At 64.4% G+C, this 23,133-nt stretch carries 18 protein-coding genes and 2 pseudogenes; 14 read left to right on the forward strand and 6 right to left on the reverse strand.

Going from position 1 to position 23,133, the window contains the following annotated elements; translation table 11 throughout:
- Together F7R02_RS20565 and F7R02_RS20570 are read right to left on the reverse strand one after the other, a co-directional pair.
- A partial coding sequence (locus tag F7R02_RS20565) for a LysR family transcriptional regulator (RefSeq protein WP_151210167.1) occupies positions 1-788 on the reverse strand: 788 nt, incomplete at its 3' end.
- A 401-nt stretch (positions 789-1,189) separates the two neighbouring features.
- Positions 1,190-1,600 carry a hypothetical protein gene (locus F7R02_RS20570; protein WP_235857404.1) on the reverse strand — a complete coding sequence of 137 codons (411 nt, stop codon included), beginning with the start codon at positions 1,598-1,600 and terminating at the stop codon, positions 1,190-1,192.
- 133 nt (positions 1,601-1,733) lie between these two features.
- On the opposite strand from F7R02_RS20570, the gene F7R02_RS20575 reads away from it, so the two are divergent.
- Positions 1,734-2,693, forward strand: coding sequence for an IS1595 family transposase (locus F7R02_RS20575; protein WP_078590147.1), 960 nt, complete (start codon positions 1,734-1,736; stop codon positions 2,691-2,693).
- Positions 2,694-2,797: 104 nt separating this feature from the next.
- On the opposite strand, the gene F7R02_RS20580 is transcribed toward F7R02_RS20575, so the two are convergent.
- Together F7R02_RS20580 and F7R02_RS20585 are read right to left on the reverse strand one after the other, a co-directional pair.
- Positions 2,798-3,013, reverse strand: a complete 216-nt coding sequence (locus F7R02_RS20580) for a hypothetical protein (protein ID WP_235857402.1) — start codon at positions 3,011-3,013, stop codon at positions 2,798-2,800.
- 78 nt (positions 3,014-3,091) lie between these two features.
- The gene (locus tag F7R02_RS20585; RefSeq protein WP_078590146.1) at positions 3,092-3,823 is read right to left on the reverse strand and encodes a hypothetical protein; all 732 of its coding nucleotides are present in this window, start codon (positions 3,821-3,823) and stop codon (positions 3,092-3,094) included.
- A gap of 199 nt (positions 3,824-4,022) precedes the next feature.
- Here F7R02_RS20585 and F7R02_RS20590 point away from each other — a divergent pair, with 199 nt between their 5' ends.
- From F7R02_RS20590 to F7R02_RS20615, 6 genes are all read left to right on the forward strand, one after another.
- Positions 4,023-4,901: a M15 family metallopeptidase gene (locus tag F7R02_RS20590; protein WP_078590145.1), complete on the forward strand. Its 879-nt coding sequence runs from the start codon at positions 4,023-4,025 to the stop codon at positions 4,899-4,901.
- Between the two features lie 110 nt (positions 4,902-5,011).
- Positions 5,012-5,272, forward strand: coding sequence for a PAAR domain-containing protein (locus F7R02_RS20595; RefSeq protein WP_078590149.1), 261 nt, complete (start codon positions 5,012-5,014; stop codon positions 5,270-5,272).
- A gap of 59 nt (positions 5,273-5,331) precedes the next feature.
- The gene (locus F7R02_RS20600) at positions 5,332-6,813 is read left to right on the forward strand and encodes a hypothetical protein (protein WP_078590144.1); all 1,482 of its coding nucleotides are present in this window, start codon (positions 5,332-5,334) and stop codon (positions 6,811-6,813) included.
- 15 nt (positions 6,814-6,828) lie between these two features.
- A complete protein-coding gene (tssM, locus tag F7R02_RS20605) occupies positions 6,829-10,566 on the forward strand; it encodes a type VI secretion system membrane subunit TssM (RefSeq protein ID WP_078590143.1) in 3,738 nt (1,245 codons plus the stop codon).
- Entirely contained in the window at positions 10,563-11,546 is a 984-nt protein-coding gene (gene tagF / locus F7R02_RS20610) for a type VI secretion system-associated protein TagF (protein ID WP_078590142.1), read from the forward strand. The genes tssM and tagF overlap by 4 nt, the downstream gene beginning before the upstream one ends.
- On the forward strand, positions 11,543-12,337 hold the full coding sequence (locus tag F7R02_RS20615; protein WP_078590141.1) for an OmpA family protein: 795 nt from the start codon (positions 11,543-11,545) through the stop codon (positions 12,335-12,337). Before tagF ends, F7R02_RS20615 begins: the two co-directional genes overlap by 4 nt.
- Positions 12,338-12,388: 51 nt before the next feature.
- Here F7R02_RS20615 and tssA read toward each other — a convergent pair whose 3' ends face one another.
- Positions 12,389-13,462: a type VI secretion system protein TssA gene (tssA, locus tag F7R02_RS20620; RefSeq protein ID WP_078590140.1), complete on the reverse strand. Its 1,074-nt coding sequence runs from the start codon at positions 13,460-13,462 to the stop codon at positions 12,389-12,391.
- Between the two features lie 534 nt (positions 13,463-13,996).
- Here tssA and F7R02_RS27260 point away from each other — a divergent pair.
- The 7 genes and pseudogenes from F7R02_RS27260 to F7R02_RS20645 form a co-directional block, all read left to right on the forward strand.
- Positions 13,997-14,137: pseudogene (locus tag F7R02_RS27260) on the forward strand (YiaA/YiaB family inner membrane protein); the annotation flags it as partial.
- A gap of 138 nt (positions 14,138-14,275) precedes the next feature.
- A complete protein-coding gene (locus tag F7R02_RS20625) occupies positions 14,276-17,095 on the forward strand; it encodes a type VI secretion system Vgr family protein (protein WP_078590139.1) in 2,820 nt (939 codons plus the stop codon).
- Between the two features lie 14 nt (positions 17,096-17,109).
- Positions 17,110-18,066, forward strand: coding sequence for a DUF4123 domain-containing protein (locus F7R02_RS20630; RefSeq protein ID WP_078590138.1), 957 nt, complete (start codon positions 17,110-17,112; stop codon positions 18,064-18,066).
- Positions 18,063-18,602, forward strand: coding sequence for a DUF3304 domain-containing protein (locus F7R02_RS20635; protein ID WP_078590137.1), 540 nt, complete (start codon positions 18,063-18,065; stop codon positions 18,600-18,602). The genes F7R02_RS20630 and F7R02_RS20635 overlap by 4 nt, the downstream gene beginning before the upstream one ends.
- A complete protein-coding gene (locus F7R02_RS26500) occupies positions 18,599-18,751 on the forward strand; it encodes a hypothetical protein (protein WP_167521076.1) in 153 nt (50 codons plus the stop codon). The genes F7R02_RS20635 and F7R02_RS26500 overlap by 4 nt, the downstream gene beginning before the upstream one ends.
- A gap of 53 nt (positions 18,752-18,804) precedes the next feature.
- On the forward strand, positions 18,805-19,392 hold the full coding sequence (locus F7R02_RS20640; RefSeq protein ID WP_208789127.1) for a DUF3304 domain-containing protein: 588 nt from the start codon (positions 18,805-18,807) through the stop codon (positions 19,390-19,392).
- Positions 19,389-21,773 (forward strand): T6SS phospholipase effector Tle1-like catalytic domain-containing protein, encoded by a 2,385-nt coding sequence (locus F7R02_RS20645; protein WP_078590136.1) that lies wholly within the window; start codon positions 19,389-19,391, stop codon positions 21,771-21,773. The genes F7R02_RS20640 and F7R02_RS20645 overlap by 4 nt, the downstream gene beginning before the upstream one ends.
- A gap of 262 nt (positions 21,774-22,035) precedes the next feature.
- Here the strand turns inward: F7R02_RS20645 and F7R02_RS20650 are convergent.
- Positions 22,036-22,739 (reverse strand): annotated as a pseudogene (locus F7R02_RS20650) (IS30 family transposase); the annotation flags it as partial.
- Positions 22,740-23,133: the final 394 nt, after the last annotated feature.

Raw genomic sequence — 23,133 nt, forward strand, 5'->3', positions numbered from 1 at the left:
TGATTTGCCAATGGACGGATGACGATATCAGAATGCTTGCACGGTTCCAGCTTCGCGCCAGATGCGAGGCCAATCCCGTAACCAGCCGCAACGAGAGCTAGCATAACGTCGAGCGAAGCTGCGCGCTCGATGACGTTCGGTTTCTCATCCAAGCCTCGCAACAGCTTGGTAAAGGCATTATCGTAGCCCTCATAGGCTTGGTGGTTCCACATGATCAATGGGGCGCGGAGAAGTTCTTCGATAGGCACCTCTTTGAAGGCGAGTAGCGGATGACGGGCTGGTATCACTGCAACCATTCGTGCATGCCAAATGGGTTCAGCAACAATGCCATCGCCAACCTCTTCTGTGTGTGTGAACCCAATGGTGAAGTCTCCCGACCTTAGTCCATGGAGGAGCTCAGAGAGCGTGACTTCTGTGAGACGAATTTCAACATCAGGCTCCTCCTCGCGACAACGTGCAAGGAGGTCAGACAATCTGGAATCTATCGCTCCGTGAGATACTGCAATCCGCATACTTACCCGGAAGCCCGCAGAAACCGCCTTCACATTTTCTCGGGCCTGATCCAAAGTGGTAAATAAACGGCGTACGTCCAGAAGAAATGCTTTGCCGGCATCGGTCAGCCGCGTTCCTCTTCGATCACGGTTGAACAGTAAAGCGCCCAAGTCGTCTTCCAGTTCCTTGATAGTCCTGGATAAAGGAGATTGTTCGATATGGAGGCGTTCAGCTGCTCTTGTGAAGTGCAGTTCTTCGGCCAATACCACAAAGCAGCGCAGATGTCGCAGCTCCATCCGCAAGACTCCTTAACAGTCACAATCATCTGTGCCAGCAGCAGAGGGCTAGGCTGCTCCGGTTGCTGGCTCTTATAATCGCGTAGGTTGGCGATGATTTTCCTGACGCAATTCATGATATGTCGACGAGATGCGCATCAACTCAAACTAGGATATCTAGTATAAATATATTTTTTATGATGGCGCTGAGAAATCAGATAAATCGGTATGCAGACTGCTTAGCCCTCATTTTTATTAAACTCACTCACTATCCCGAACTGAACTGCTTGATTAACATAGAGGGCTTGACTCAGGCTGCCCATAGCACATCCGTACTATTGAAACCAGAAAATCAGGTAGCTATGCTTTCAAAGATTACGAGTTAAAAAATCCATTTCATTAAATTTAATAAAAAATCTTAGTTAAAAGTTATTAAAACAGCCGTTGCTGTTTATTGTGTTCCCTGAGCTATGCTGCTCTGGCGCTCTATTGCTAAATCGTGTTCTCTCGTGACGAATAACCAACTCCAGCAGAGCTATCACCTGATCGGGGCGTTCACGTCGACCGGTCGCATAGAAGCGATCAGATAAAAACAACAGGCCAGGATCAAGGGCGCCCACAGCATGAAAATACTGTCTTGCTTGGCTAGGATAGTGACAAGAGGTAGCGGCAGCTGCAAAAGCTGGGAAGATTCCGATTTTTCGAATATCACCGACCAGAAGCGAGACTCGTCCGTCAACAGTACTCCAGCGATGCTTATAATGTAGCAATCCATACTCAAGGGTTATTTTGTCAAATTCAGCTAGCCTTACGAGAAACTGAGCGTCGTCCAAAAGATCGCTCTCCAAACGTCTCAATATAAGTGCAAAGCTTTTCCTAATTAGCCCTGACCCTCAGCCATCAGTCGCAGGATCTGCGCCGCGCTGTGTGGATGCTGCTGTCATCTGAAGCCAACGAGGTGACGTGATGAGCATCAATGCGGTGCAGTTCCAGGCTGGATTGTCGATGCCTGAGTTCTTCGCGTCCTACGGCACTGATGCCAAGTGCTATCGCGCGCTCTACAAGTGGCGTTGGCCGCAGGGCTTTCGTTGCCCTGTTTGTGCCGGGCGCGTGCGCTCGCGTTTCAAGCGGGGTGCTGCGATCTACTCCCAATGCAGCGCGTGCCGGCATCAGACCAGTCTGATGGCAGGCACGATGTTCGAAGGCACCAAACTGCCGCTGCGCACCTGGATGCTGGCCTTGCACCTGCTGACCTCGACCAAAACCAACATGGCCGCGCTGGAGCTGATGCGTCATCTGGGGGTGAACTACAAGAGCGCCTGGCGGATGAAGCACAAGATCATGCAGGTCATGGCCGAGCGCGAAGCCACGCGGAAATTGGCGGGTTTTGTGCAGATCGACGATGCTTATCTCGGCGGCGAGCGTAACGGTGGCAAGGCCGGACGCGGATCAGAGAACAAACAAGCGTTCCTGATTGCGGTGCAGACCGATGCCACCTTCACCGCGCCGCGCTTTGTGGTGATCGAGCCGGTGCGCAGCTTCGATAACACCTCGCTGCAGGACTGGATTGCCCGTCGCCTGGCGCCCGAATGCGAGGTCTACCCCGATGGGCTGGCCTGCTTCCGCCGGCTAGAAGACGCCGGCCACGCGCACACCACGCTGGACACTGGCGGTGGTCGTGCCGCGACCGAAACGGCTGGTGCACGTTGGCTCAACGTGGTGCTGGGCAATCTCAAACGCGCCATCAGTGGCGTGTATCACGCTATCGCGCAAGGCAAATACGCAAGGCGTTACCTGGGAGAAGCGGCCTATCGTTTTAATCGTCGATTCCGCTTGCGCGAGATGCTGCAACGACTTGCCACGGCCATGATGCAATCCAACCCATGTCCAGAGCCGGTTCGTGCAGCGAGCAATTTTCATGGCTGAGAGTCAGGGCTAATCAGGAAGCTTTTTCTCCGATGTTGCCGAAAGAATTGATAGAGCCCAATGCTGAGGGTGACAAAGTAAAGCAGTGCAATAAAGAGCAGGACCTAATTGGTAACCTGCATTGCACCGATCATCTTCACGACTGGCGCATTTGGCCCATAGCGATACCACGCTGCAAAACATAGAATCACGAGAATCGTGATCAAGAAACTGATCATCAGCCAGTTTTCGATTTTCTTCAGCCATTCAGATGGCAAAGAAGCAAAGTTTTTGTCCTCGGCAAGAGTCATCTCTTCAAATAACTGGAGTGGACGTTTCATTCTCGTGGCGGCGCAAGATAGCGCAGCGACGTGGCGCCCATGGCTGCAATGGCGAGGAATCGCTTGCGATGCGCCGCGTCAGTGCGACGGGCAGGCCGGATCTTTGCCGGTGAGCGCTACGCAGATATTTTTGCGACACTCCAGGCCGGCCATCGTGTTGGCGCCGGGACATTTGCGCAATTGGCTCTGCACGTTGGAGCTGGTCGACGCCGAGCGCGAGCCGATCGCGTCGAATGCCGCGTCGGTCTCGGTCGCGTTCTTACTGTCATCGGCCTGGATCTTCGCGATCAGCGAATCAATCGAGTCTTGTTTTGCCGTCGGCTTTTCGTCGCGCTTGATGATGCCCATCAGTGTGGCCAGCAGGTCGCTGCTGTCGTCCTGTACGTGCTTGCCGTTGGCCGGCGCAGCGCGTGGCTTGCGCTGCGAGGCGGCCGCAGCCGGCTTGGCCGGCGCAGTCGCGGCGCTGGTGGTGCTGGCGGATGAGGCGCTGGGCAATCCGTCGACGGCGCGGGTCGGATCGCTGACGGCGTTGTCGTCTACGATCATTGCGCCGCCCGGCGCCGGTGTTGTGGCGGCGGTGCCGGCGGCCGTTGCGGGATTGGCCGGAGAGACTGTGTCGGTTGCCGGCACGGTGGTGTAGGCGTCGAACTCGGCGTCGGCCTCGGCACGTCCGGCATTCCAGCGCAGCGCCGTGAACGCCGCGCCCAGCAGCGCCACTCCGAGGACGGCGATCAGAACCAAGCGGGTGGGGTGGGTCCGAGGCGCCTTGGCACGGACGCTGGACGGCGCGCTGGTTGCGCGGCCTTCCATATCGGCCAAAATGCGCCCGGAGCCGGGTGGCTGGGTCTGTCCCTGGCCCGAAAGAAGACTCGGGCGATTTAATCCGCCATTATTCAAGTGCAATCCAGCCCTTGTTCGGCGAGCGCCGGGGATTCGTCTATCTTCATTCTAGTGCTTGGCGCCGGCCCGTCAACCGCACAGGAATCAGCAGCATAATCAGGGGGATGTAGTGGTAGTCGTCGTTGCGGGCGTGGTGATCTTCCTGCTGGTGGTGTCTATCGCCTGCTGGCTGCTGTTGTTTCCGGAGGCGCTGGAGCGGGTGCAGGCCTGGTTAGGCGAGCGCCTGCGCGGCCTTCGGCAAGGCGCCGTGCGGGTCGGCCAGCGCGTGGGCCGCAGCGCTGGCGGAGTCGGCGAGGGGGTGCGCGGCGGGATCGGCGGGGTGACGGATTTCTTTCGGCGTCATCGCTGGGTCATCCTGTGCGCGACGCTGCTCTTGCTGGTGCCGCCGAGCGTGATCCTGCTGGTCCGGCAGAACGTGGCGCTGGAGGATTTCCGTGCCGAGGACATGAATGAATCCAGCAGCATGGTGGCGCAGCTGCTGCGCGGCGAACGCTTGGTGCCGCCGCCGCCGCCGCCGCCGCAGGTATTCACCACCGAGGAGATCCGCCGCACCCGCCCGGAGATCGTCACCGCGGACCGGCGCTGGGAAAGCATCGACGCCGACCTGCAACAGCGCGTGCTCGCGATCTACGAGGTCATGCGTCGCCAGTACGGCTACGAAATGGTGCTGGTGGAGGGCTATCGCAGCCCGGAGCGCCAGGCCGAGTTGATGGGCGGCGGCCGCGCCACCCGCGCCGGCTCTTGGCAGAGCTGCCACCAGTACGGCCTGGCGGTGGACAGCGCGCCGCTGCGCGACGGCAAGCTGCAGTGGGACGTGGGCGATCCGTGGACCAGACGCGCCTACTTCCTCTACGGCGAGCTTGCGCAGCAGGCCGGGCTGGAGTGGGGCGGCAGCTGGCGCAGCATCAAGGACTACGTGCATCTGGAGAAGCTGGAGGCCTGCCGCAGCGCCCGCGCCGCCAAGCGCGCTGAATTGGCCCAAGGGTGAGCCGTGGCTGAACTCCTGCTATCTTCTCCTGCGTGGCGGCGATCGCGTCCCACGGGGGCGAATGGCGGCGACGGACCGGCCCCGGCACAAATACCATGGAGGCAATACTGATGTCACGACCTTTTATTCTTGTGGGCGATCAACTCGATCATGGCGGGAGCGTGGTTACAGGTTCGGCCGAAACCGATGTGGACGGCAAGCCAGTGGCGCGTATCGGCGACAAGGTGGTGTGCAACGTGCACGGTCAGACCGAGATCGCCAGCGGGGACGCCACGGTGATGATCGACGGCAAGCCGGTGGCTCGGCACGGCGACAAGACCGCCTGTGGGGGGGCACTGATTTCCACCCAGGGAACGACCGGCATAGGATGACGAGGCAAGGTGATTCGGCTCCCGTCGATGCCTAATCCACTCATGGAGCGAGGATGCTAATGTCCGGAATTGTTCGAAACGCGTTGTCTGCGGCCGTGTCTTTCGGTGTTGCGTGGGGTGGTTCGATCTTCTATTGGCGCAGCAGCGGCACCACGCCCAACTGCATGGAGATGCTGACTTATCTGAGCATCCTGCCTGCAAGCCTACTGGGCGGCAACTGGCTGCTGCGCGATATGGGCCGGCGCTCGCTGTCGCGCGCCACCGACGCCGCGGACAGCGCTGCGGCCAAGGCTGTCGAGCACAGCGATTCCAAAGCGGCCGCTGCGAGTTCATCTTCTCTGGAGGCGCCGCCGGCCACCGGCGCCAGGCCGGCACTGCTCGCCGGTGCGGTGAACTTGGCCCTGGGCCAGCAGCCGCAGGCCATTCTCGCGCTGCGCGGCAATCTGCCGCGGCCTGTGCTGCACAAGCAGTTCCGCGACCGAGACGGGCTGCCGGTTTTTGTCGTGCAGGTGCCGGACCTGGCCGCGTCCGATGTGGCCGAGGCGATGCTCGCCTCGGCCACATCGGACGCGGGCGCCAACGAGCGCCCGCTTGAGCATCACACGCGTGCCATCGCTCTGCTCGAACCGATCGCCGAGGCGCTGTTGCTGGAGGCTGCGCAGGCGCTGCCGCCGCTGCCCGAGGCCCAGGACCGAGTGGTGGCCGGGCTGCGTCACCGGGTCGAGGCGCAGGTGCAGAACGTGCTGCGCATTGAGCTGTGGCTGCCCGCGGACTGGCCCGCGTCGCTGCACCAGGCGCTGGGCGACTGGATGCTGGAGTCCGCCAGCGAACACGGCCTGGATCCGCGCCGCTTCGGGGTGGAGGTCATCCCGATGGCGGGTGCCGACGATGCATGGTCGCGGCTGCAAGGACTGGCGCGTGGCGCGGAGTCGGCGGTGGACGGCTGGCAGTTGATCATGGCCTGCCATTCGACGATCGATCAGGCGCAGATCGAGCAGATGCTCGAAAGCGGGCGGCTGATGACGCGCCGTTCGCCCGACGGACGCGTACCCGGCGAGGGCGCCAGCGGAATCTTGCTGGCGAGCGGGCCGGGCGCGTCCGGCGACGTGCTGCTGCATCCGCTGCAGCGCGTAGGCATGCCGTTGGACAGCGGCGCCAAGACCAGTGCGCGCTTGACCGGAGAGCTGGCGGCGCAGACGCTGCAGCGCGCCGCGCTCGCTCCCACGCAAGTGGACCTGGTGCTCAGCGACGCCGACCACCGTGCCAACCTGGCGGCCGAAGCCGCTGCCGCTGCCGCGCTGGCCTGCCCGCATCTGGACACCGCCTTGCAGTGCCTGCCGCTGGCCGCCACCACCGGCGATCTGGCCGCGGTGCAACCGCTGGTGATGCTCGCACTTGCCCACGCCCATGTCGCCGCCGGGCGACAAGCGGTGCTGATGCTGGGCGTTGATCAGGCAGGCCTGCGTATTGCCACGCTCGTCAGCCATCGTCTTTCCCCCCAGCAAGATACCGACGTCGGCGCCGTGCCGGCGTCCGCCTAACCGGAACAGCGCCCGATGTTTAGCAATCTCAGTTATTACCTTCGCGACTACCGCCTCTGGATGGTTTTAGGCTTGCTCGCCGCGGGCGCAGTCGCCTACTTCGGCGCCGAGGGCTTGCGCGAAATCGGCCTGTGGGTGGCGGTCGCGCTGGCGGTTTGCCTGTTGATATGGCTGCTGGTGTGGATCGTGCGCCGGATCATGGCGCGCCGCGCCGCGCGCAGCCTGGATGCGATGGTGCAAGGCGAAGCCGACCGCGCGGTCGCGGCCGCGCAACCGGCTACTCGCGCCGACACCGAAGCGCTGCGCTCGCGCATGTTCGAGGCGGTCAAGGCGATCAAGTCCTCGCGCCTCGGCGTGCTCAAGGGCAAGGCGGCGCTGTACGAACTGCCGTGGTACGTGATCATCGGCAATCCGGCGGCTGGCAAGAGCACCGCGATCCTCAATTCCGGGTTGCAGTTCCCGTTCGAGGACAATCGCGGCAACGTGATCCAGGGCATCGGTGGCACGCGCAATTGTGATTGGTACTTCACCACGACCGGTATCGTGCTCGATACCGCCGGTCGGTATTCGGTCAGTGTCGAAGACCGCCTGGAATGGCTCACCTTTCTCGCGCTGCTGAAAAAGCACCGGCCACGCGCGCCGATCAACGGCATCATCATCGCCGCCAGCATCGCCGAACTGTCCGGTAGCAAGCCCGAGTTCGCGATCGAGCTGGCCAAGAACCTGCGCCAGCGCGTGCAGGAAATCACCGAGCGCCTGGAAGTGTTCGCGCCGGTATACGTGGTGTTCACCAAGGCCGACCTGATCGCCGGCTTCTCCGAATTCTTCCACAATCTGGATCCGTCCGAGCGCGAGAACGTGTGGGGTGCGACCCTGCCCTATGATCCGACCGCCAATACCGATGCGCTGGCCGCGTTCGACACTCATTTCGACGAACTGGCCGAAGGCCTCAAGGAAATGAGCCTGGCGCACATGGCGATGCAGCGTGGGCGTCAGGTGTCGCCGGGCCTGCTGACACTGCCGCTGGAGTTCGTCGGCATCAAACCGGCGCTGCGCACCTTCATCGCCACGCTGTTCGAAGAAAACCCCTATCAGTTCAAGCCGGTGTTCCGCGGTTTCTACTTCAGCAGCGCGTTGCAGGAAGGCCATTCCGTGCACCACGCCTCCGAGCGCGTGAGCCGCCAGTTCGCGCTGCAGGCGCTTGCGCAGCCCGGCGAAGCGGTGCCGTCGGGACAGACCGCTTACTTCCTGAAAGACCTGTTCCGCAAGGTCATCTTCGCCGACAAACAGCTCGTCCGGCAGTACTCCAGCCCGCACCAGAACCGCCTGCGCTACGGTGTCTTCCTCGGTGGCGTCGCCGTGCTGGCGTTGGCGCTGGGTCTGTGGGCCTGGTCGTACACCACCAACGTGCAACTGGTGAACAACGCCACCAAGGATCTGGACCAGGCCGTGCGCGTGCAGGCCAACCGGGTCGACTTGCAATCGCGCATCGACGCGTTGCTGCTGTTGCAGGATCGGCTCGAGCAGCTGGACCGCTACAAGCAAAAGGGCGGCATCACCTCCGGGCTGGGCCTGTACCAGGGCGGCAACATCCGCAAGAAGCTGCTGGCCGAGTACTACAACGGCATGCGCCAGGTGATGCTCGAGCCGACCACGGCCAATCTGGAGTCGTTCCTGGGGCAAGTGGTCAGCGAGCGCGACAGGCTCGGCAAGTCGGCCGGCCTGCAGCAGGCCGCGCAGCAGGACAGCGTGCTGTATCAGGACGCGTCGCCGACCGATACCAACGACGCCTACAACGCGCTGAAGACCTACTTGATGCTGGGCAACCGCAAGCACGTGGAGAGCGCGCACCTGACGCAGCAGCTGACCCTGTTCTGGCGCGGCTGGCTGGACGCCAATCGCGGCCAGATGACCCGCGAGGAGATGACCCGCGCGGCCGAGAAACTGATGACGTTCTACGTCGCCCAGGCCGAAGATCCGCAGTGGCCGCAGGTGCAGACCAAGGTCACCCTGGTCAACGACAGCCGTGAGGCGCTGACCCGGGTAATGAAGGGCCAGCCGGCGATGCAGCGGGTGTTCGCGCAGATCAAGGCGCGCGCGGCGGCGCGCTTCCCCACGGTGACGGTCAACGCGCTGATCGGCGAGGAAGCCAACAGCGGCGCGATCACCGGCAGCTACGCCATTTCCGGCGCGTTCTCGCGCGAGGCATGGGAAGAATACGTCAAGGACGCGATCAAGGAAGCGGCCAACACGCAGCTCAGCACCACCGACTGGGTCCTGGACACGAGCGAGCAGAGCGACCTGTCGCTGGCCGGCAGCCCGGAGCACATCGCGCGCGAGCTGGTGACGGCGTACAAGCAGGAATACGCCAAGGAGTGGCGCAAGTTCATCCAGGGCGTCAGCGTGGCGCCCTTCCAGGGCTTCGACCAGGCGCTGTCGCGGATGAACCGCATCGGCGATCCGGCCAACTCGCCGTTGCGCAAGCTGCTGGAAAAGATCAACGAGCAGACCATCTGGGACAACCCGATGGCCGAAGCCTTATCGAAGAAGGCGTCCGGCGGGGCCGTCGCCTGGTTCCAGCGGGTGATCCTGCGCAGCGATCCGGCCGACGCCCGCAAGGCTGAGCAGCAGCCGGTCGGCCCGATCGGCAAGACCTTCGAGGGCCTGGCGCGGCTGATGACCAAGCGCAAGGACGAGCCGGCGGTCATCGATGCCTACTTCGACAAGTTGGCCAAGTTGCGCACGCGCATGAACGCGATCAAGAACCAGGGCCAGATCGGCGTCGGCGCGCGCAAGCTGATGCAGGACACCTTCAGCAACGAAGGCTCCGAACTCAGCGCCGCGCTGACCCTGGTGGACGAGCAGATGCTGACCGGGCTGGATGAAACCCAGCGCGACGCGATGCGTCCGCTGTTGCTGCGTCCGTTGACCCAGACCTTCGCCGCGCTGGTGCCGCCGACCGAGAACGAGATCAACCGGGTGTGGGCGGCGCAGGTCTACGAACCGTTCCGTAACGGCATCGGCCAGCGCTATCCGTTCAACCTCAACACGGACGTGGATGCCGCCCCCGGCGACGTGGCTGCGATCTTTGGCGCCAGCGGCGCGATCGCCGCGTTCAACAAGGACGCACTTGGCACCTTGGTGATACAGCGCGGCAACCTGCTCGAATCGCGGCGTTGGGCGGGCATCGGCATCGCCTTGTCCAGCGAACTGGTGGCCAACTATGGCAACTGGGTCAGCGGCCAGTCCGGCGCGGTGGCCAAGGACGTCAGCATCTTCGAGATCCTGCCGACGCCGGCGTTAGGCGCGATCGAATACACCATCGACATCTCTGGCCAGACGCTGCGCTACCGCAACACCCCGCCGCAGTGGATGACCATGCAGTGGCCGAACGCCGGTGCGGTGCCCGGTGCCAAGATCACCGCGGTCACCAGCGACGGGCGCAGTGTCGAGATGTTCAATGCGCCTGGCGACAATGGCCTTAGCCGCTTGATCAAGGCAGCCGCCCAGGAACCCGTGGACGATGCCACCCGTCGCTTCACCTGGAGCGACCAAGGCGTGTCCATCAGCGTGCAGATGCGCATCGTGCAGAGTGCCGGCAAGGCTACCGGGGGCGGCGACTGGCAGCGTGGCCTGCAACTTCCGGCGACGGTGGCTGGTAGCCCGACAACCGTAGGTGCCGATGCGCCAGCGGCCGCTGCGCCGCGCGGTCCGGTTCCGGCGGGTGCACCCGCACAAGAAGGTGGCCAATGAGTCGCGAAGTCAGTGTAGGCGTTTCCTACTTCGGCAAGGTACCTTCCCGCGGCGATTTCGTGCGCGCGGCCGACAACCATCAACTGCTCGGCTGGCTCGACCGCTGGGCGGGCCTGAGCGTGGATCTGCTGAGCCAGAACCCGGACTGGAAGCGGCTCTACGACGAAGCGCCCGACATCCACTACGCGTTCCTGGGCTCGCGCAGCAAGATGGTGTTGTGCGGGCATTTCCAGCCCAGTCGCGATGCATCGCAGCGCCGCTTCCCGTTGCTGTCGGCGGTCCGTCTGGAGGCCAGCGAGCCGCTGTCGTTCATCGCCCGCAGTCCGCTTGCGATGTCCAAGGTCTGGTCCGGGCTGTCGCGGATGGCCAAGCAGGCGGTGGTCGCCGACGACGCCGGCCCGGCGCTCACCGCGCTCGCCGACACCCGCTACACGCTGAGCACCGACGCGTCGGCGTACAACGCCACCTTCAACGACTTCCTCGATATCCAGACGGTCGGCTCGATCGAGGCTTTGCTGCGCGCGGCCGGCCATCCCGACGTGTCGTTGAAGAAACTGCTGTCGGCACTGGGCCTGCTGCTGCAGCCGATCCTCGCTGGCGGCAACGTGTCGGTGGACAAGGCGCTGGAGCTTCCGCTGGTGCAGGACGCGCTGTACCGGCCGCTGCTGGCCGCGTTCTGGCTGGACATCGTCGCCTGCTTCGTTGCGCGCGGCGATTTCGAACTGGCGGTGCTGATTCGCAACGATGCCGCACCGCGCATGCTGATCGGCTTCAACGGTGCCGACCACCAGGCGCTGCGCGCAGCGCTGGATCCGCGCCAGGCCGGCGATTTCCTCATCCGCGTGCAGGACGCCGATTGGGTCGAGGACTACCTGCACAGCGATTACAACCTCAACAAGCTAGCCAGCTATCTGGATCGGGACGACCTGGCATTGAAGACGGCCCGCAAGTTGTTCGGCGAGACTTTCCTGGGGACATGAACATGCGACACCTGAGTGCCAAATCCCTCGCCCTGAGTGGCCTGATCACCGTCTTCGCCGCGTCCGCACAGGTCGCCGCGCCTGCCACGAGCGGTGCCGGCGAACGCCCGGCGGTCGTCGAGGGCGTGGTGCCGGATCAGGCCACCAAGGCCCGCATCCTGAAGAAACTGCAGGACATCTACGGCAGTGCCCGCATCGTCGACCGGGTACAGGTCGAATCGATTCCGTCGCCGCCGAACTGGGGCGAGTACGTCGCCAAGATGGTATCGCCTGGGCTCATGCGCGTCTCGGCCGGCAAGCTCGAGGTCAACGGCCAGGCGGTGCGAATCAGCGGGCAGGTGATCAACGAAGCGCAGCGGCAACAGGTCGCCAGCGACCTGAGCCTGGCCAGCAACACCTCCTACACGGTGACCAACAGCCTCAAGCTCGGCGGCTCGGAACAGGGCGTGCTGGACCAGACCCTGGGCAACCGCATCATCGAGTTCCAAAGCGGCAGCTCACGGCTGACGCCGCTGGGCATGAGCATCCTCGACGAGATGGTGGAAAAGATGTCGCAGATGAACGACGCGCGCTTCCTGATCATCGGCCACACCGACAATGTCGGCCAACGCGAGAGCAACCTCGCGCTGAGCCAGGCGCGCGCGCAGGCCGTGAAGGACTACATGGTGCAGAAAGGCATCGACGGCGCGCGCATGAACGTGCAGGGCAAGGGGCCCGACGAACCGGTGGCCGATAACACCAGCCCGGACGGACGCGCGCGCAACCGGCGGATCCAGTTCAAGATCCAGTAGGCGCCCGGGCAAGCGTCCCCGCTGCGCGCGGCGACGGCGCGGGTTTCATACCTATTGGTCCAGGTTCTGGTTGACGTCCAGCATCTCTTCCATCTGATTGAGCACGCTGTCGTCCTTGATCACCCGCTTCAGCCACACGTGCAGCGGCATCTCGCCCCAGCGCGCGGCTTTTTCGGCCAGGTAGGCGACGGGGCTGTGCGGTTCGGTACGCCGGAAGAATTCGGCGACCCGACGCAGCTGCGCCAGCGCCTCCTTGCGGGTGGTCGGTGCGCCGCCCGGCTCGCGTAGCGTCGAGGGTGCCGGAGGCGCCGCGTCCTTGGTCGCGGTCGAGTCGAACCCGATGTCCGGCATTGCGTGGTGGCCGGCATCGGCCTCGCCATCCAGCAGCAGCCCGGCATCGCGGGCGAACCGCGCCACGGTACGTTGCAGATGTTCCACCTGCTCGCGCACCGCGCTGAAGCTGGGTCCGTCGATGCCCAGGCGCTCGTCCACCGTCGCCTGCAGCGCCTGCAGCGCTTCGGCGCAATTGAGTAGCGCATCGACCAACTGCCGGTAGAAATCGTGAGGCGTATCGCGCCGTGCGGCCTCGAGCAGCTCCAGGCTCGGCTGGCCTTCTTCGTCGCCGGATCCGGGATTGGCGCTGCGTGTATGCGCGGCCTCGAAATCGTTGAGACCGAAACGGCCTTGCGGTCCCGATGCGATCGGCACCGCACGCAACCACTGCAACGAATTAGTCAGCAGCCAGCTCAGGTTGCCGATGCGCTCTTCGTGGTCGCCGTCGACGACCAGGGGGTGCACCTCGTCCCAGTACCGGTCGCACAGCCCGGCGATCAGCCGGTAACCCAGCGCCAGCCCGGCGAAGCCATCGATCTGGGTGATCGCCTCGGTCAGCCAGCCGGCCAAGCGCAGATCCTTGGTGCGCGTCTGCAGCAGATCGCCGCACTGGCGGGCGACGCTGGACCAGTCCGCATACTTGATATCGGTCTGCCACTCGCCCTGGTCCAGGGTCGGATCGTCCGAGCGCCTGGCTTCCTGGATGCGATCGAACTCGATGGAGAAAGACAGGTCTTCGCCGGCCGGCTGATGGTCGGAAATCGGCGCCAGCAGGGCATCCAGATCCAGCATGGCAGTTCTCGTCGTTGAGGGGGCGTTGGGAATTCTAGCGTGCCTGGGGTGCGGCGGCGGGTCAGGTTTTTCTGCAAAACCTTAGGGCCGCATCCATCCACAAGCAGCTCGCGCCCCTCTTGCCCGTGCATGGTGCAGGCAGAGAGGGAGAAGTGAGTTCGATCAATGGCACGACAGCGTGCGCGCAAGAACTGCCCTATGGTTTGGACCTGTCAGGCCACCAGCCGGCACCGACCCTGCTGCCGAAGATCCTCCTGCCGGCATCCACTCATGGACCACGCTGCCCTCCTGGTTTATTGTTCGTCGCGCCCAGTTAATCTTGCGCCTCCGTGTGCCAGGGGAAACCCCGCAGCGCTGCCCGACCGAAGCCATGGAGCGTTTTCGAATTGGATATGCCGGCAAAATGCAGCTGGCGCAAGCCCGTCATGGAAGCGGACTTCTTCATTTTTCCAAGGAGAGTGATCATGCGAACGCGTATTGCCAACAAGCCGTCCGTGGCCTTCGTCGGCCCGTCGTGGTTGCCGCTGCTGCTGGGCGTCGCTGACCCTGCGCGAAAAAGGCTTCTAAGCAATGGCCTATGCGCTGAGCCTGTTCGCGGCGATCGCGGTTCAGAAGAACACGCGCGACAACGCTGGCACGTCGTCCGAGCTGCCAGGATTGCCCGAGCAGCACTGAGCCGACGGTGCCGGTCCGACGGTACGCCGCGAGGGCGGACGGTCCTGCCCACGGCAGCGTGCATCTGTTAAATTCGCCCCACAGGGGCAGGAAACGATGTTGTCCGGGGAGGTCTGGCCCGGGGACAGAGGTATTGTGATGGAAGCACTGAATGCGTTGATGTTTCAGGGGGCCTTGCTGTCCGACAGCGGTCGCCTATACCGCTTGCAGCTGCCTGGCGGGGATGTCCAGGTGGTGGAGCGCTGGAGCGGGTCGGAACGCCTGAGCGAGGGGTTCGTGTGGTGGGTGGACGTGCTGAGCACGCAGGCGGGCTTGCCGCTGGAGGCGTGGCTGGGGCGTCGCGCGACGTTGTACACCCGGCTGGCCGATGGCGGCGAGAGCCCGCGCACGGGGCTGATCCACGAAGCGTACGAACTGGGCAGCGACGGCGGGCTGGCGCGCTACCGGGTAGGCCTGGTGCCGTGGACGTGGTGGTTGTCGCAGGGCCGGCACAGCCGGGTGTTCCAGGAGCGCACGCTGGTGCAGATCGTGGAAGCGGTGTTTGCCGACTACGCGCCGATGGCGAGCTGGCAGTGGAGCGAGGAGGTGAGCGGGTTCCTGGCCCAGGCGCGGCCGCGCAGCTACTGCGTGCAGTACCGCGAGAGCGACCTGGATTTCGTGCAGCGGCTGCTGGCCGAGGAAGGGCTGGGCTGGCGGCTGCAGGAGGCGGACGCGTCGCCATGCGGGCACCAGCTGGTGGTGTTCGCCGACAGCGCCGCGCAACCGCAGGACCCCAGTTCGGCGCAGGGCGGCGGGCTGCGCTACCACCGCAGCGACGCCACCGAGGCGGCCGACAGCGTGCTGGCGATCGGCGCCACACGGCGGCTGGGCAGCGGTCGGCTGACCGTGCTCAGCGAAGACTTCAAGACGCGCCAGGCGCGCAGCGCGCAACTGCCGCTGCACGGCGGCGGCGGACAATCGCTGCGCGAGGTGTACGAGCCGGTGGGGATGTACGCCTTCGCCAGCGCGCAGGAAGCGGACCGCTATGCGGAGTTGATGGCGCAAGCGCAGGAGGCGCAGTGGTCGCCGTGGCAGGGCCGCAGCACGGTGCGCACGCTGCGCGCCGGCACCTGGTTCACGCTGACCCAGGCGCCGCAGCAGGGCCAGGCGCCGCCGGCGCAGCTGCTGCTGACGCGGGTGTGGCATGCGGGCATCAACAACCTGCCGGTGGACGTGCGCGCGGCGCTGCAGGCGCAGTTGGGCGCCGCGCCGGCGTGGCCGGACGCCAGCGCGGTGGCCGCACGCAGCACCTGGGCGCAGGCCGAGGCGGTGGGCTACGGCAACGCCTTCGAGGCGGTGGACCGGCAGCAGCCGTGGCGGCCGGTACTGGCCGACGGCACCGGGGCGCGGCTGAACCCGCGGCCGACCGCGCCGGGCTACCAGAGCGCCATCGTGGTCGGCGCCGATGGCAGCACCGGCGGCAGCCAGGAGGTCTATGCCGACGCGCTGGGCCGGATCCGGGTCAGGTTCCACTTCCAGCACGAGGCCGCCGGCGCGGCCGCGCAGGACAGCACGTGGCTGCGGGTGGCGCAGCGCTACGCCGGCCCGGGCGTGGGCAGCCAGTTCCTGCCGCGCGTCGGCCAGGAAGTGCTGGTGGGCTTCCTGGAGGGGGACATCGACCGTCCGGTGGTGCTGGGGGCGCTGTACAACGGCAAGGGCGAAGCCGGCGTTCCCGCCACCCCCGGCGGCACCAGCGCCGAGGCCGACACCCGCCTGTATGCCCAGGCCGGCGACGGCAAACCCAGCGCGCAGGCCAACCTGGCCGGCGGCCACGCCCCGGCCTGGCACGGCGCCGGCGGCGGCGCGGACAACCACCGCAACGCCACCGCGCTGTGGGGCGTGCAATCCAAGGAATGGGGCGGCGCTGGCCACAGCCGGCTGGTGTTCGACGACAGCGACCAGCAACTGCGCTTGCAACTTGCGACCACACAGGCGGCCACGCAGCTGAACCTGGGGCACCTGATCCACCAGGCCGACAACTACCGCGGCAGCTTCCGCGGGGAAGGCTTCGAACTGCGCACCGACGCGTGGGGCGCGGTGCGGGCCACCTCGGGGTTGTGGCTGAGCAGCTATGCATGCAGCGGCGGCCCGGCCGGCGAGGCGACCCAGCCCAGCGCGCTGCTGACCCAATTGCAGACGCTGGGCAAGACGTTCTCGCAGGCGGCGGGCACGCACCAGACGGTGACGCTGGCCGCGCACGAAGGGGCAAAGAAGGCGAACCAGTCGCAACTGATCCCCGACCAGGCGCCGCTGCAGGCGTTGCTGACCAGCGTGAAGACCACGGTGCCGGGCACAGCCTACGCCGACGCCAAGGGCGCGGCGGCCGAGCGCAGCGCCAGCCCCGGCGACGGCCGCGTGCCGCACACCGGCGATGCGCTGCTGGGCCTGGCCGCACCGGCGGGGATCGGCGTGGTGGCCGGGCAGGGCCTGAGCTGGAGCGTGGGCGAGACGCTGACGCTGGCCAGCGGCGGCGGCAGCGAAGCGGCCATCGCCGGTAACGCGCGCCTGCACAGCGGCCAGGCGATCGGCGTGCTGGCCGCGGCGGTGGACGGCGGGCAAACGCAAGCCAACAGCCTGAGCCTCGTCAGCGGCGAAGGCGCGCTGGACGTGCAGGCGCAGTCGGACGAAGTGCGCGTGCAGTCGAAAGAAGGACTGAAGCTGGTCAGCGCCAACGCCGAAGTGGAACTGGCGGCAGGCAAGACCATCCATCTGGCAGTGGCCGGCGGGGCCAGCGTGACCATCGAAGGCGGCAACATCACCTTCGCCTGCCCCGGCACCATCACCGTGCAGGCCAGCAAGAAATCGTTCGTGGGGCCGGTGCAGCGCAGCGCGCCGCTGCCACTGTTCCCGCAGTCGGTCTGCGTGGAGTGCATGCTCAAGGCGGCACGTGCCGGCGCGCCGTTCGCCGTTCTCCAATAAGCGCGGCGGCCACCATGAGCAATTCCATCGACTTCGCCTACGACCGTCCCGATGCCGCGCAACAGCAGGCGCTCGCCGCGGCGATCTGCGCAAGCCATCCATCCTGGGCCGTACTGGATCTGGCGCTGCTCGATGCCACCACGCTGCATCGCCGCATGCAACGCAACCGATGGACGCACTACAACGCCTATGCCGCCTCCAGTCTGGCGGCCTTTGCCGAGCATGCCGTGTGGCTGGTGGCGCTGGACACCGAGCCGGCGGCGCACGCGAAGCAGATAGCAACCCTGTTGAACTGGACGGCCGGCGCTCCCGCGCTGAGCTTCCTTTACGGCGTGGCGGAACCGGCACAGCTGCAGGCGCTGGCCGGCTTTCTGGCCAAGATCGCCGTGGAAGAGCGCAAACAGCCGTTGCATTGCCGCTTTGCCGACACCCGCGTGCTGCCCGGCTTGCTGCGCCAGCTGGATGCCGCGCAGCGCAGCCGCATCCAGCAGGCGATCGAGGACTGGGGCTGGATCGACCGCCATGCCGCCTACGCGCGTTGGCAGCCCGCTCCCGGCGGTGTGGCCGCCGATAGCGCCGCGCACCTGCGGCTGAGCGCCGCACAGTTCCGCGCCTTGCGCGCGGCGTCGGACGCCGATGCGATCTTCGTCCTGTTGCTCGAACAGACGCCCAGCCTGGTTCCCGCCGAGCAGCGCGGCCAGTTCCACGCCCGGCTGTGCGCCATCCTGGAGACCGCGGACAGTTACCGCGTCCGCGATCCGCACAGCCGCCTGCAATTCGTGGTGCTCAGCATGACCTGCGGCGAAGGGTTTCACCGTCTGCATGCCCTTGCCGACACCTGGGCGGTGGTGCAGGCCGGCGAGCACACGCTGGCCGAGCACATGCCGCTGTGGGACAGCAAGGTGTGGGAGCAGCTCGACGCCGACCCGCCGCGGCACGATGGCAGCCCGTTCGGCGAGCAGACCGCATGAGCGCGCACAACAGCCTTCGCAGCGCCTTCGGTTGTGCCGCGCTGGTCGCGCTATTGGCCGCCTGCAAAGTCGAGCCGTCCAAAACTGCTGAAGCGAGCATCAGTCCGTACAACCATACCGAGGACTATATTCACCAGATCTATATCGATGGACAGTGGGGCGGGAACTCATATCCATTCGAGGGAGGGGGAAGCTTCGTCTGCTGTGTCACTTATCCACGCCAGTGGCACCCAGGACTGACCGCCAAGGTTCGTTGGACGACATCGAGTGGCATTCCTGGCGGAGATGATGGAACACCAACATGGCACGAGAAGGTCGTCCCCATCGAACGCTATGAGAAACCCGGGACGCGGCTCAATGTCCATTTTCTGCCGGAAGGGAAGGTGCGGCTATTGATCTGGAACGGCGCGGCCGGATCGAAAGGCTACAAAGGTCCCGATGCACCAGTCAAACCCGAAGGTTTGCCGCCGCTACCGCCGCCACCGATATTGCCGGACCCAAAATCCGAACACACCGATGCGGAGCATCAGCCATGAGCGACTTCAAACCTGGGTGGTACGCGGTCAAGCGCCTGCAGGATGGCGCGGTGGACAGCTGGCATTTCGAGACGCGGGAGCGGGTGACGCTGACCGCGCGCATGCTGCCGAACGGCCACCAGATCCTGTACTTCCGTCCCACATACTAGCGGCGCACTCTGGTGCACTGAATTCCTGCAACCAACGCACCACTGCTTTGCCAATGCAATACGAGGACATGATGCAACACCACGATAAATACCAAACTCATAGCAGAAGCTATCGTGCCGTTGCCCGCTTGCTGGCGGCGCTGACCCTGCTCTCACTGTTGGCCGCCTGCAAAGCCGAGCCGTCCAAAACTGCCGAAGCGAGCATCAGTCCGTACAACCATACCCAGGACTATATTCACCAGCTCTATATCGACGGCCAATGGGGTGGAAACTCGCGCCCGTACGGCGGCGGCGGGAGCTTCGTCTGCTGCGTCACTTATCCACGCCAATGGCACCCTGGCCTGACCGCCAAAGTTCGTTGGACAACATCCAGTGGCATTCCCGGCGGTGACGATCCAACCGAAACCTGGCACGAGAAGGTCGTCCCCATCGAACGCTATGAGAAACCCGGGACGACGCTCAATGTCCACTTTCTGCCGGAAGGGAAGGTGCGGCTGCTGATCTGGAACGGCTCGACCGGATCGAAAGGCTACAAAGGCCCCGATGCACCAGTCAAACCCGATAACTGGCCGCCGCTACCGCCGCCACCGATATTGCCGGACGCAAAATCCGAACACACCGATGCGGAGCACCAGCCATGAGCGACTTCAAACCTGGGTGGTACGCGGTCAAGCGCCTGCAGGATGGCGCGGTGGACAGCTGGTATTTCGAGACGCGGGAGCGGGTGACGCTGACCGCGCGCGTATTGCCCAATGGCGACCAGATCCTGCTTTTCCGTCACACGCCGCAGCAGCCCTATCTGTCCAAGACCTGGTCGTCCGCCTACGAATGGCTGCCCACCGCCAAGCCCGGCGACCATTGGGACAACGACAAGTACGGTGCGGCGGCCGACGGCAAGACCGAATTGCCGGGCAAGTTCTCGCGCAACCAGCGCACGCCCAGCGCGCGCGAACTGAGCCAGCGCGCCAGCAAGGCCTGCTTCTCGTCGGTGGACGGCCTGAGTTGCACGCGCGAGATCCATGTGGCGATCTTCTTCGATGGCACCAACAACAATATGGAGCGCGATCGCCCATTGCAGGGGCACTCCAATATCGTCAGTCTCTACGACGCGCACAAGGAAGACAGGGTTGAGTATTTCCGTTATTACGTTCCTGGCGTCGGGACCAAGTTCAAGGAAATCGGCGAGCTCGCCGAGGACACCACCGGCAAGAGCATGGCCCGTGGCGGCGAGGATCGCATCCACTGGGCCTTGACCCGGCTTTACAACGCGGTCAACCGTTCGGTCAACGGCTTCGACTTGCTGGACGAATCAGAAACCAAGGACCTGGTCACCGGGGTGTTCTCCGGCCTGCACACCTGGTACCGGCTCGGCGATGGCAAGATGGAATCGATCTTCCGCAACCTGGACCGGCGCCTGCTCAAGCAGGTGGCCGACAAGCGGCCGACGATTACCAAGCTGCATCTGTCGGTGTTCGGCTTCTCGCGCGGTGCGGCCGAGGCACGCACCTTCTGCAACTGGCTGGCGCTGGCGACCGGCGGCAAGGTGGGGCCTGCGGAGGTCAATCTGCGCTTCCTCGGCATCTACGACACGGTGGCCTCGGTGCTGCTGGCGGATTCGTCGCCAGTTGGCAGCGGCCTGTTCGACTGGGCCAACAAGACCATGCGCATCCCCGAGGTCGAGGGCGCCGTCCACTACGTGGCCGGGCATGAGATCCGGCGCTCGTTCCCGCTGTCCACCGCGCGCGCTGGCGGCAGTTGGCCGGCGCACACCAAGGAATACGTCTATCCCGGTGCGCACTCGGATATCGGCGGTGGCTACTCGCCGGGCGACCAGGGCAAGGCGCGCGGCGGGCGATCCAGCCTGATGTCGCAGATACCGCTCAACGATATGTACTTCGAGGCATCGAACAACGGTGTAAAACTCTCTCCGCTGGACGAGTTGGAAGCCGCTGCAAAGCGGGACTTCAAAATTGACCCTGCTCTCGAAACCGCTTTCTCCGCCTATCTCGACTGGACGCCCGCCAACGAAAAAGGCGAGAACCTGTCCGGCACCAAGCGCGGGGTGATGGAGAACCGCATGGAGCAGCAGATGCAGCGCTACTGGCGCTGGCGCGCGTCCAAGCGGGACACCGCGCAGTTCCGTGCGATGGCGAGCTACCAGCACGCCACAGCGCAGGACCGCACCGATCTGGAAGAAGGGAATCTGGACTGGCAGGCCGATATCGCGCATGCGCGCACGGCTAGCCAGCCATCGAGCTACACCTTCTACTCGCAAGGCATGTCGCATACGGTGCAGGTGCCGCCCGACCCCAGCAGGACGCAGCGCGATCTGCTGGCGGCGGTGGACGACACCTCACCGATTCCGGGCGAGGTGGATCGCTTCTTCGACGACTTCGTGCACGACTCGCATGCCGGCTTCTGGCTGCTCGGCCCGGTGTCGCAGGCGGACAAGAACGCCTTCGCCAACGAGATACGCAAGAAGAACGCACAGCATGCCGCGCTGCTCAAGGCGGCCGATGCCGCCGCCGAACACGGCATGTTCGAAGGTGCGGTGCAGGCGCGCCAGCAGGCCGAACGCTACGCGCTCAACCACTTCGAGCAGCGCGTGCTGGCGCAGAACCCCAAGGCCAACGACGACGGCAATCCCGCCACGATTCCGCTGATGACCGACAAGGAAGCGGCGGACCTGCGCGCCAGTGCCGGTTTCGATGGATGGATCGTCCGCAATGTGCTGGGCACCGCGACCCGGCGCGAGGCCAATGGCCCCGGACACTACCGCCGCGTGTTCGACCGCGACCACGAAAGGCTCCAGCTCGTAGACGAAGCCGTGTACCAGGGCGGACGCCTCGGCGACGCGGTCGAATCCGCACGGCAGGCGGCCGCCGCCGCCAAGGAGCGCGCGCAGCGCGCGGCCGGCCAGGCGGTGGACAACGCCATTGATGCGGCGGGCAGAGCGGCCCGCGAAGCGCTGCAAGACGGTTTGAAGAAGATCATCCAGCCGACCGGGCCCATGCTCTATTGAGTGCGCTTGCGAACAGGCGCAGGCGGACCAAGTGTGGGAAATCGATCACGCGTCGAAGCCGGAAAAAGAAACAGTCAATTATCTATGAGGTCGTTGCGACGGAAAATTGCACCTCACCTGCCTACTCAGTAGGCGTGGGTGCTCCCGTCATGCCTTTCTCCCAGACGATCGAGAATCCGAGAAAGGCATTGCACGGTGATGTCGACACTTGGAAGATCAAGCAGCACGATGGCGGCGATGAGCTGACTCTGCGGGATGGAGCATCGGTCTGTCGTGGCAAGTACTGGCGGGTCAACCCGTTGGCATTTTCGTTGCTTCCTCGTTGCTATGCGCAGTACGGATCTGCAAAATAGACATCGCTCTGCAAGCAGGCAGCAATGAGGCGATGATCAGCGAACTCCTTGCCATTGTCGGCGGTGAGGGTGTGCACTGTATAGCGTAGGCTACCCAGCCGCTGAACGATGGCGCTGCGCACGTTCTAGGCGGTGTCGTCAGGCAAGTAGGCCAAGCAGATACAGGCGACTGCGGCGTTCGGTCATGCTGACCACCACCGCCTTTCCGTGTGAGGCCCGGATGGTATCCAGCTCCCAGTCGCCGATGCGGCTTCGCTGCTCCACCACGCTTCTGGTCGGCATAGATGTGCCGATAGATCCATTCGTGACTGGCCAAGCCGGTGCGACCGGAAATCTGTTCTGGACTGAAATCCTCGCTCAGCAGGACCTTAATCTGGGCCATGCGCTCAGCGTCGATGCGTGGACGCTGGCTTGCCTGCGTGCGCCGATGCTCGCTGATGCGCTGCGCGTGATCTGGCAGATACTGCCGAGCGAGCTGGTTGCGGCGCAGTTCGCGGCTGATCGTGCTGGGCGCGCGCTCCAACACACTGGCGATGGCCCGTATCGACATGCCGGTTTCATATAACGCATGCAAACGGTATCGTTCTGGCAGGTCCAGGCGACTGGATGACATGGGCAACTCCACTTGGTGGTGATGTGTTATCCGTAGATACTCCGCCCCTGCACCCCGCTACCCGAGTCGGCAGGAAAACAGGGCGGGTGAGTAATAGACGGTCGGCGCGAAGCCGTGCGCCGATCCAACCGGACAGGAGATGCGATATCGCCGCGCTCGATGCGGTTCCGGCGTATTACCCACCCGACCATTACACCCTCGGTCAAGCGAACAATTATGGCCCAATGCGTGCGGCACACGAAACGCTCCACGCCGCAGAGAAGCCTTAGGGAAGCTCTGAACAACGCCCCCAGATGCGCGACACTACACACCTACGTTGAGGAGTGATCCATGCAACTGACGTTTGGTGACGCCGAGGGCCTTGGTAAGCGCAAGCAGACCCGCCGGGAAATCT

The sequence above is a fragment of the Xanthomonas cissicola genome (assembly GCF_008801575.1).
Lineage (GTDB): Bacteria > Pseudomonadota > Gammaproteobacteria > Xanthomonadales > Xanthomonadaceae > Xanthomonas > Xanthomonas cissicola.

Coding starts and splice junctions, on each gene's coding strand:
- F7R02_RS20635 (WP_078590137.1), top strand. CDS start 18,063: ATGAGCGCGCACAACAGCCTTCGCAGCGCCTTCGGTTGTGCCGCGCTG.
- tssM (WP_078590143.1), top strand. CDS start 6,829: ATGTTTAGCAATCTCAGTTATTACCTTCGCGACTACCGCCTCTGGATG.
- F7R02_RS20640 (WP_208789127.1), top strand. CDS start 18,805: ATGCAATACGAGGACATGATGCAACACCACGATAAATACCAAACTCAT.
- F7R02_RS20615 (WP_078590141.1), top strand. CDS start 11,543: ATGAACATGCGACACCTGAGTGCCAAATCCCTCGCCCTGAGTGGCCTG.
- F7R02_RS20580 (WP_235857402.1), bottom strand. CDS start 3,013: ATGAAACGTCCACTCCAGTTATTTGAAGAGATGACTCTTGCCGAGGAC.
- F7R02_RS20595 (WP_078590149.1), top strand. CDS start 5,012: ATGTCACGACCTTTTATTCTTGTGGGCGATCAACTCGATCATGGCGGG.
- F7R02_RS20585 (WP_078590146.1), bottom strand. CDS start 3,823: ATGGAAGGCCGCGCAACCAGCGCGCCGTCCAGCGTCCGTGCCAAGGCG.
- tssA (WP_078590140.1), bottom strand. CDS start 13,462: ATGCTGGATCTGGATGCCCTGCTGGCGCCGATTTCCGACCATCAGCCG.
- F7R02_RS20600 (WP_078590144.1), top strand. CDS start 5,332: ATGTCCGGAATTGTTCGAAACGCGTTGTCTGCGGCCGTGTCTTTCGGT.
- tagF (WP_078590142.1), top strand. CDS start 10,563: ATGAGTCGCGAAGTCAGTGTAGGCGTTTCCTACTTCGGCAAGGTACCT.
- F7R02_RS20575 (WP_078590147.1), top strand. CDS start 1,734: ATGAGCATCAATGCGGTGCAGTTCCAGGCTGGATTGTCGATGCCTGAG.
- F7R02_RS26500 (WP_167521076.1), top strand. CDS start 18,599: ATGAGCGACTTCAAACCTGGGTGGTACGCGGTCAAGCGCCTGCAGGAT.
- F7R02_RS20630 (WP_078590138.1), top strand. CDS start 17,110: ATGAGCAATTCCATCGACTTCGCCTACGACCGTCCCGATGCCGCGCAA.
- F7R02_RS20645 (WP_078590136.1), top strand. CDS start 19,389: ATGAGCGACTTCAAACCTGGGTGGTACGCGGTCAAGCGCCTGCAGGAT.
- F7R02_RS20625 (WP_078590139.1), top strand. CDS start 14,276: ATGGAAGCACTGAATGCGTTGATGTTTCAGGGGGCCTTGCTGTCCGAC.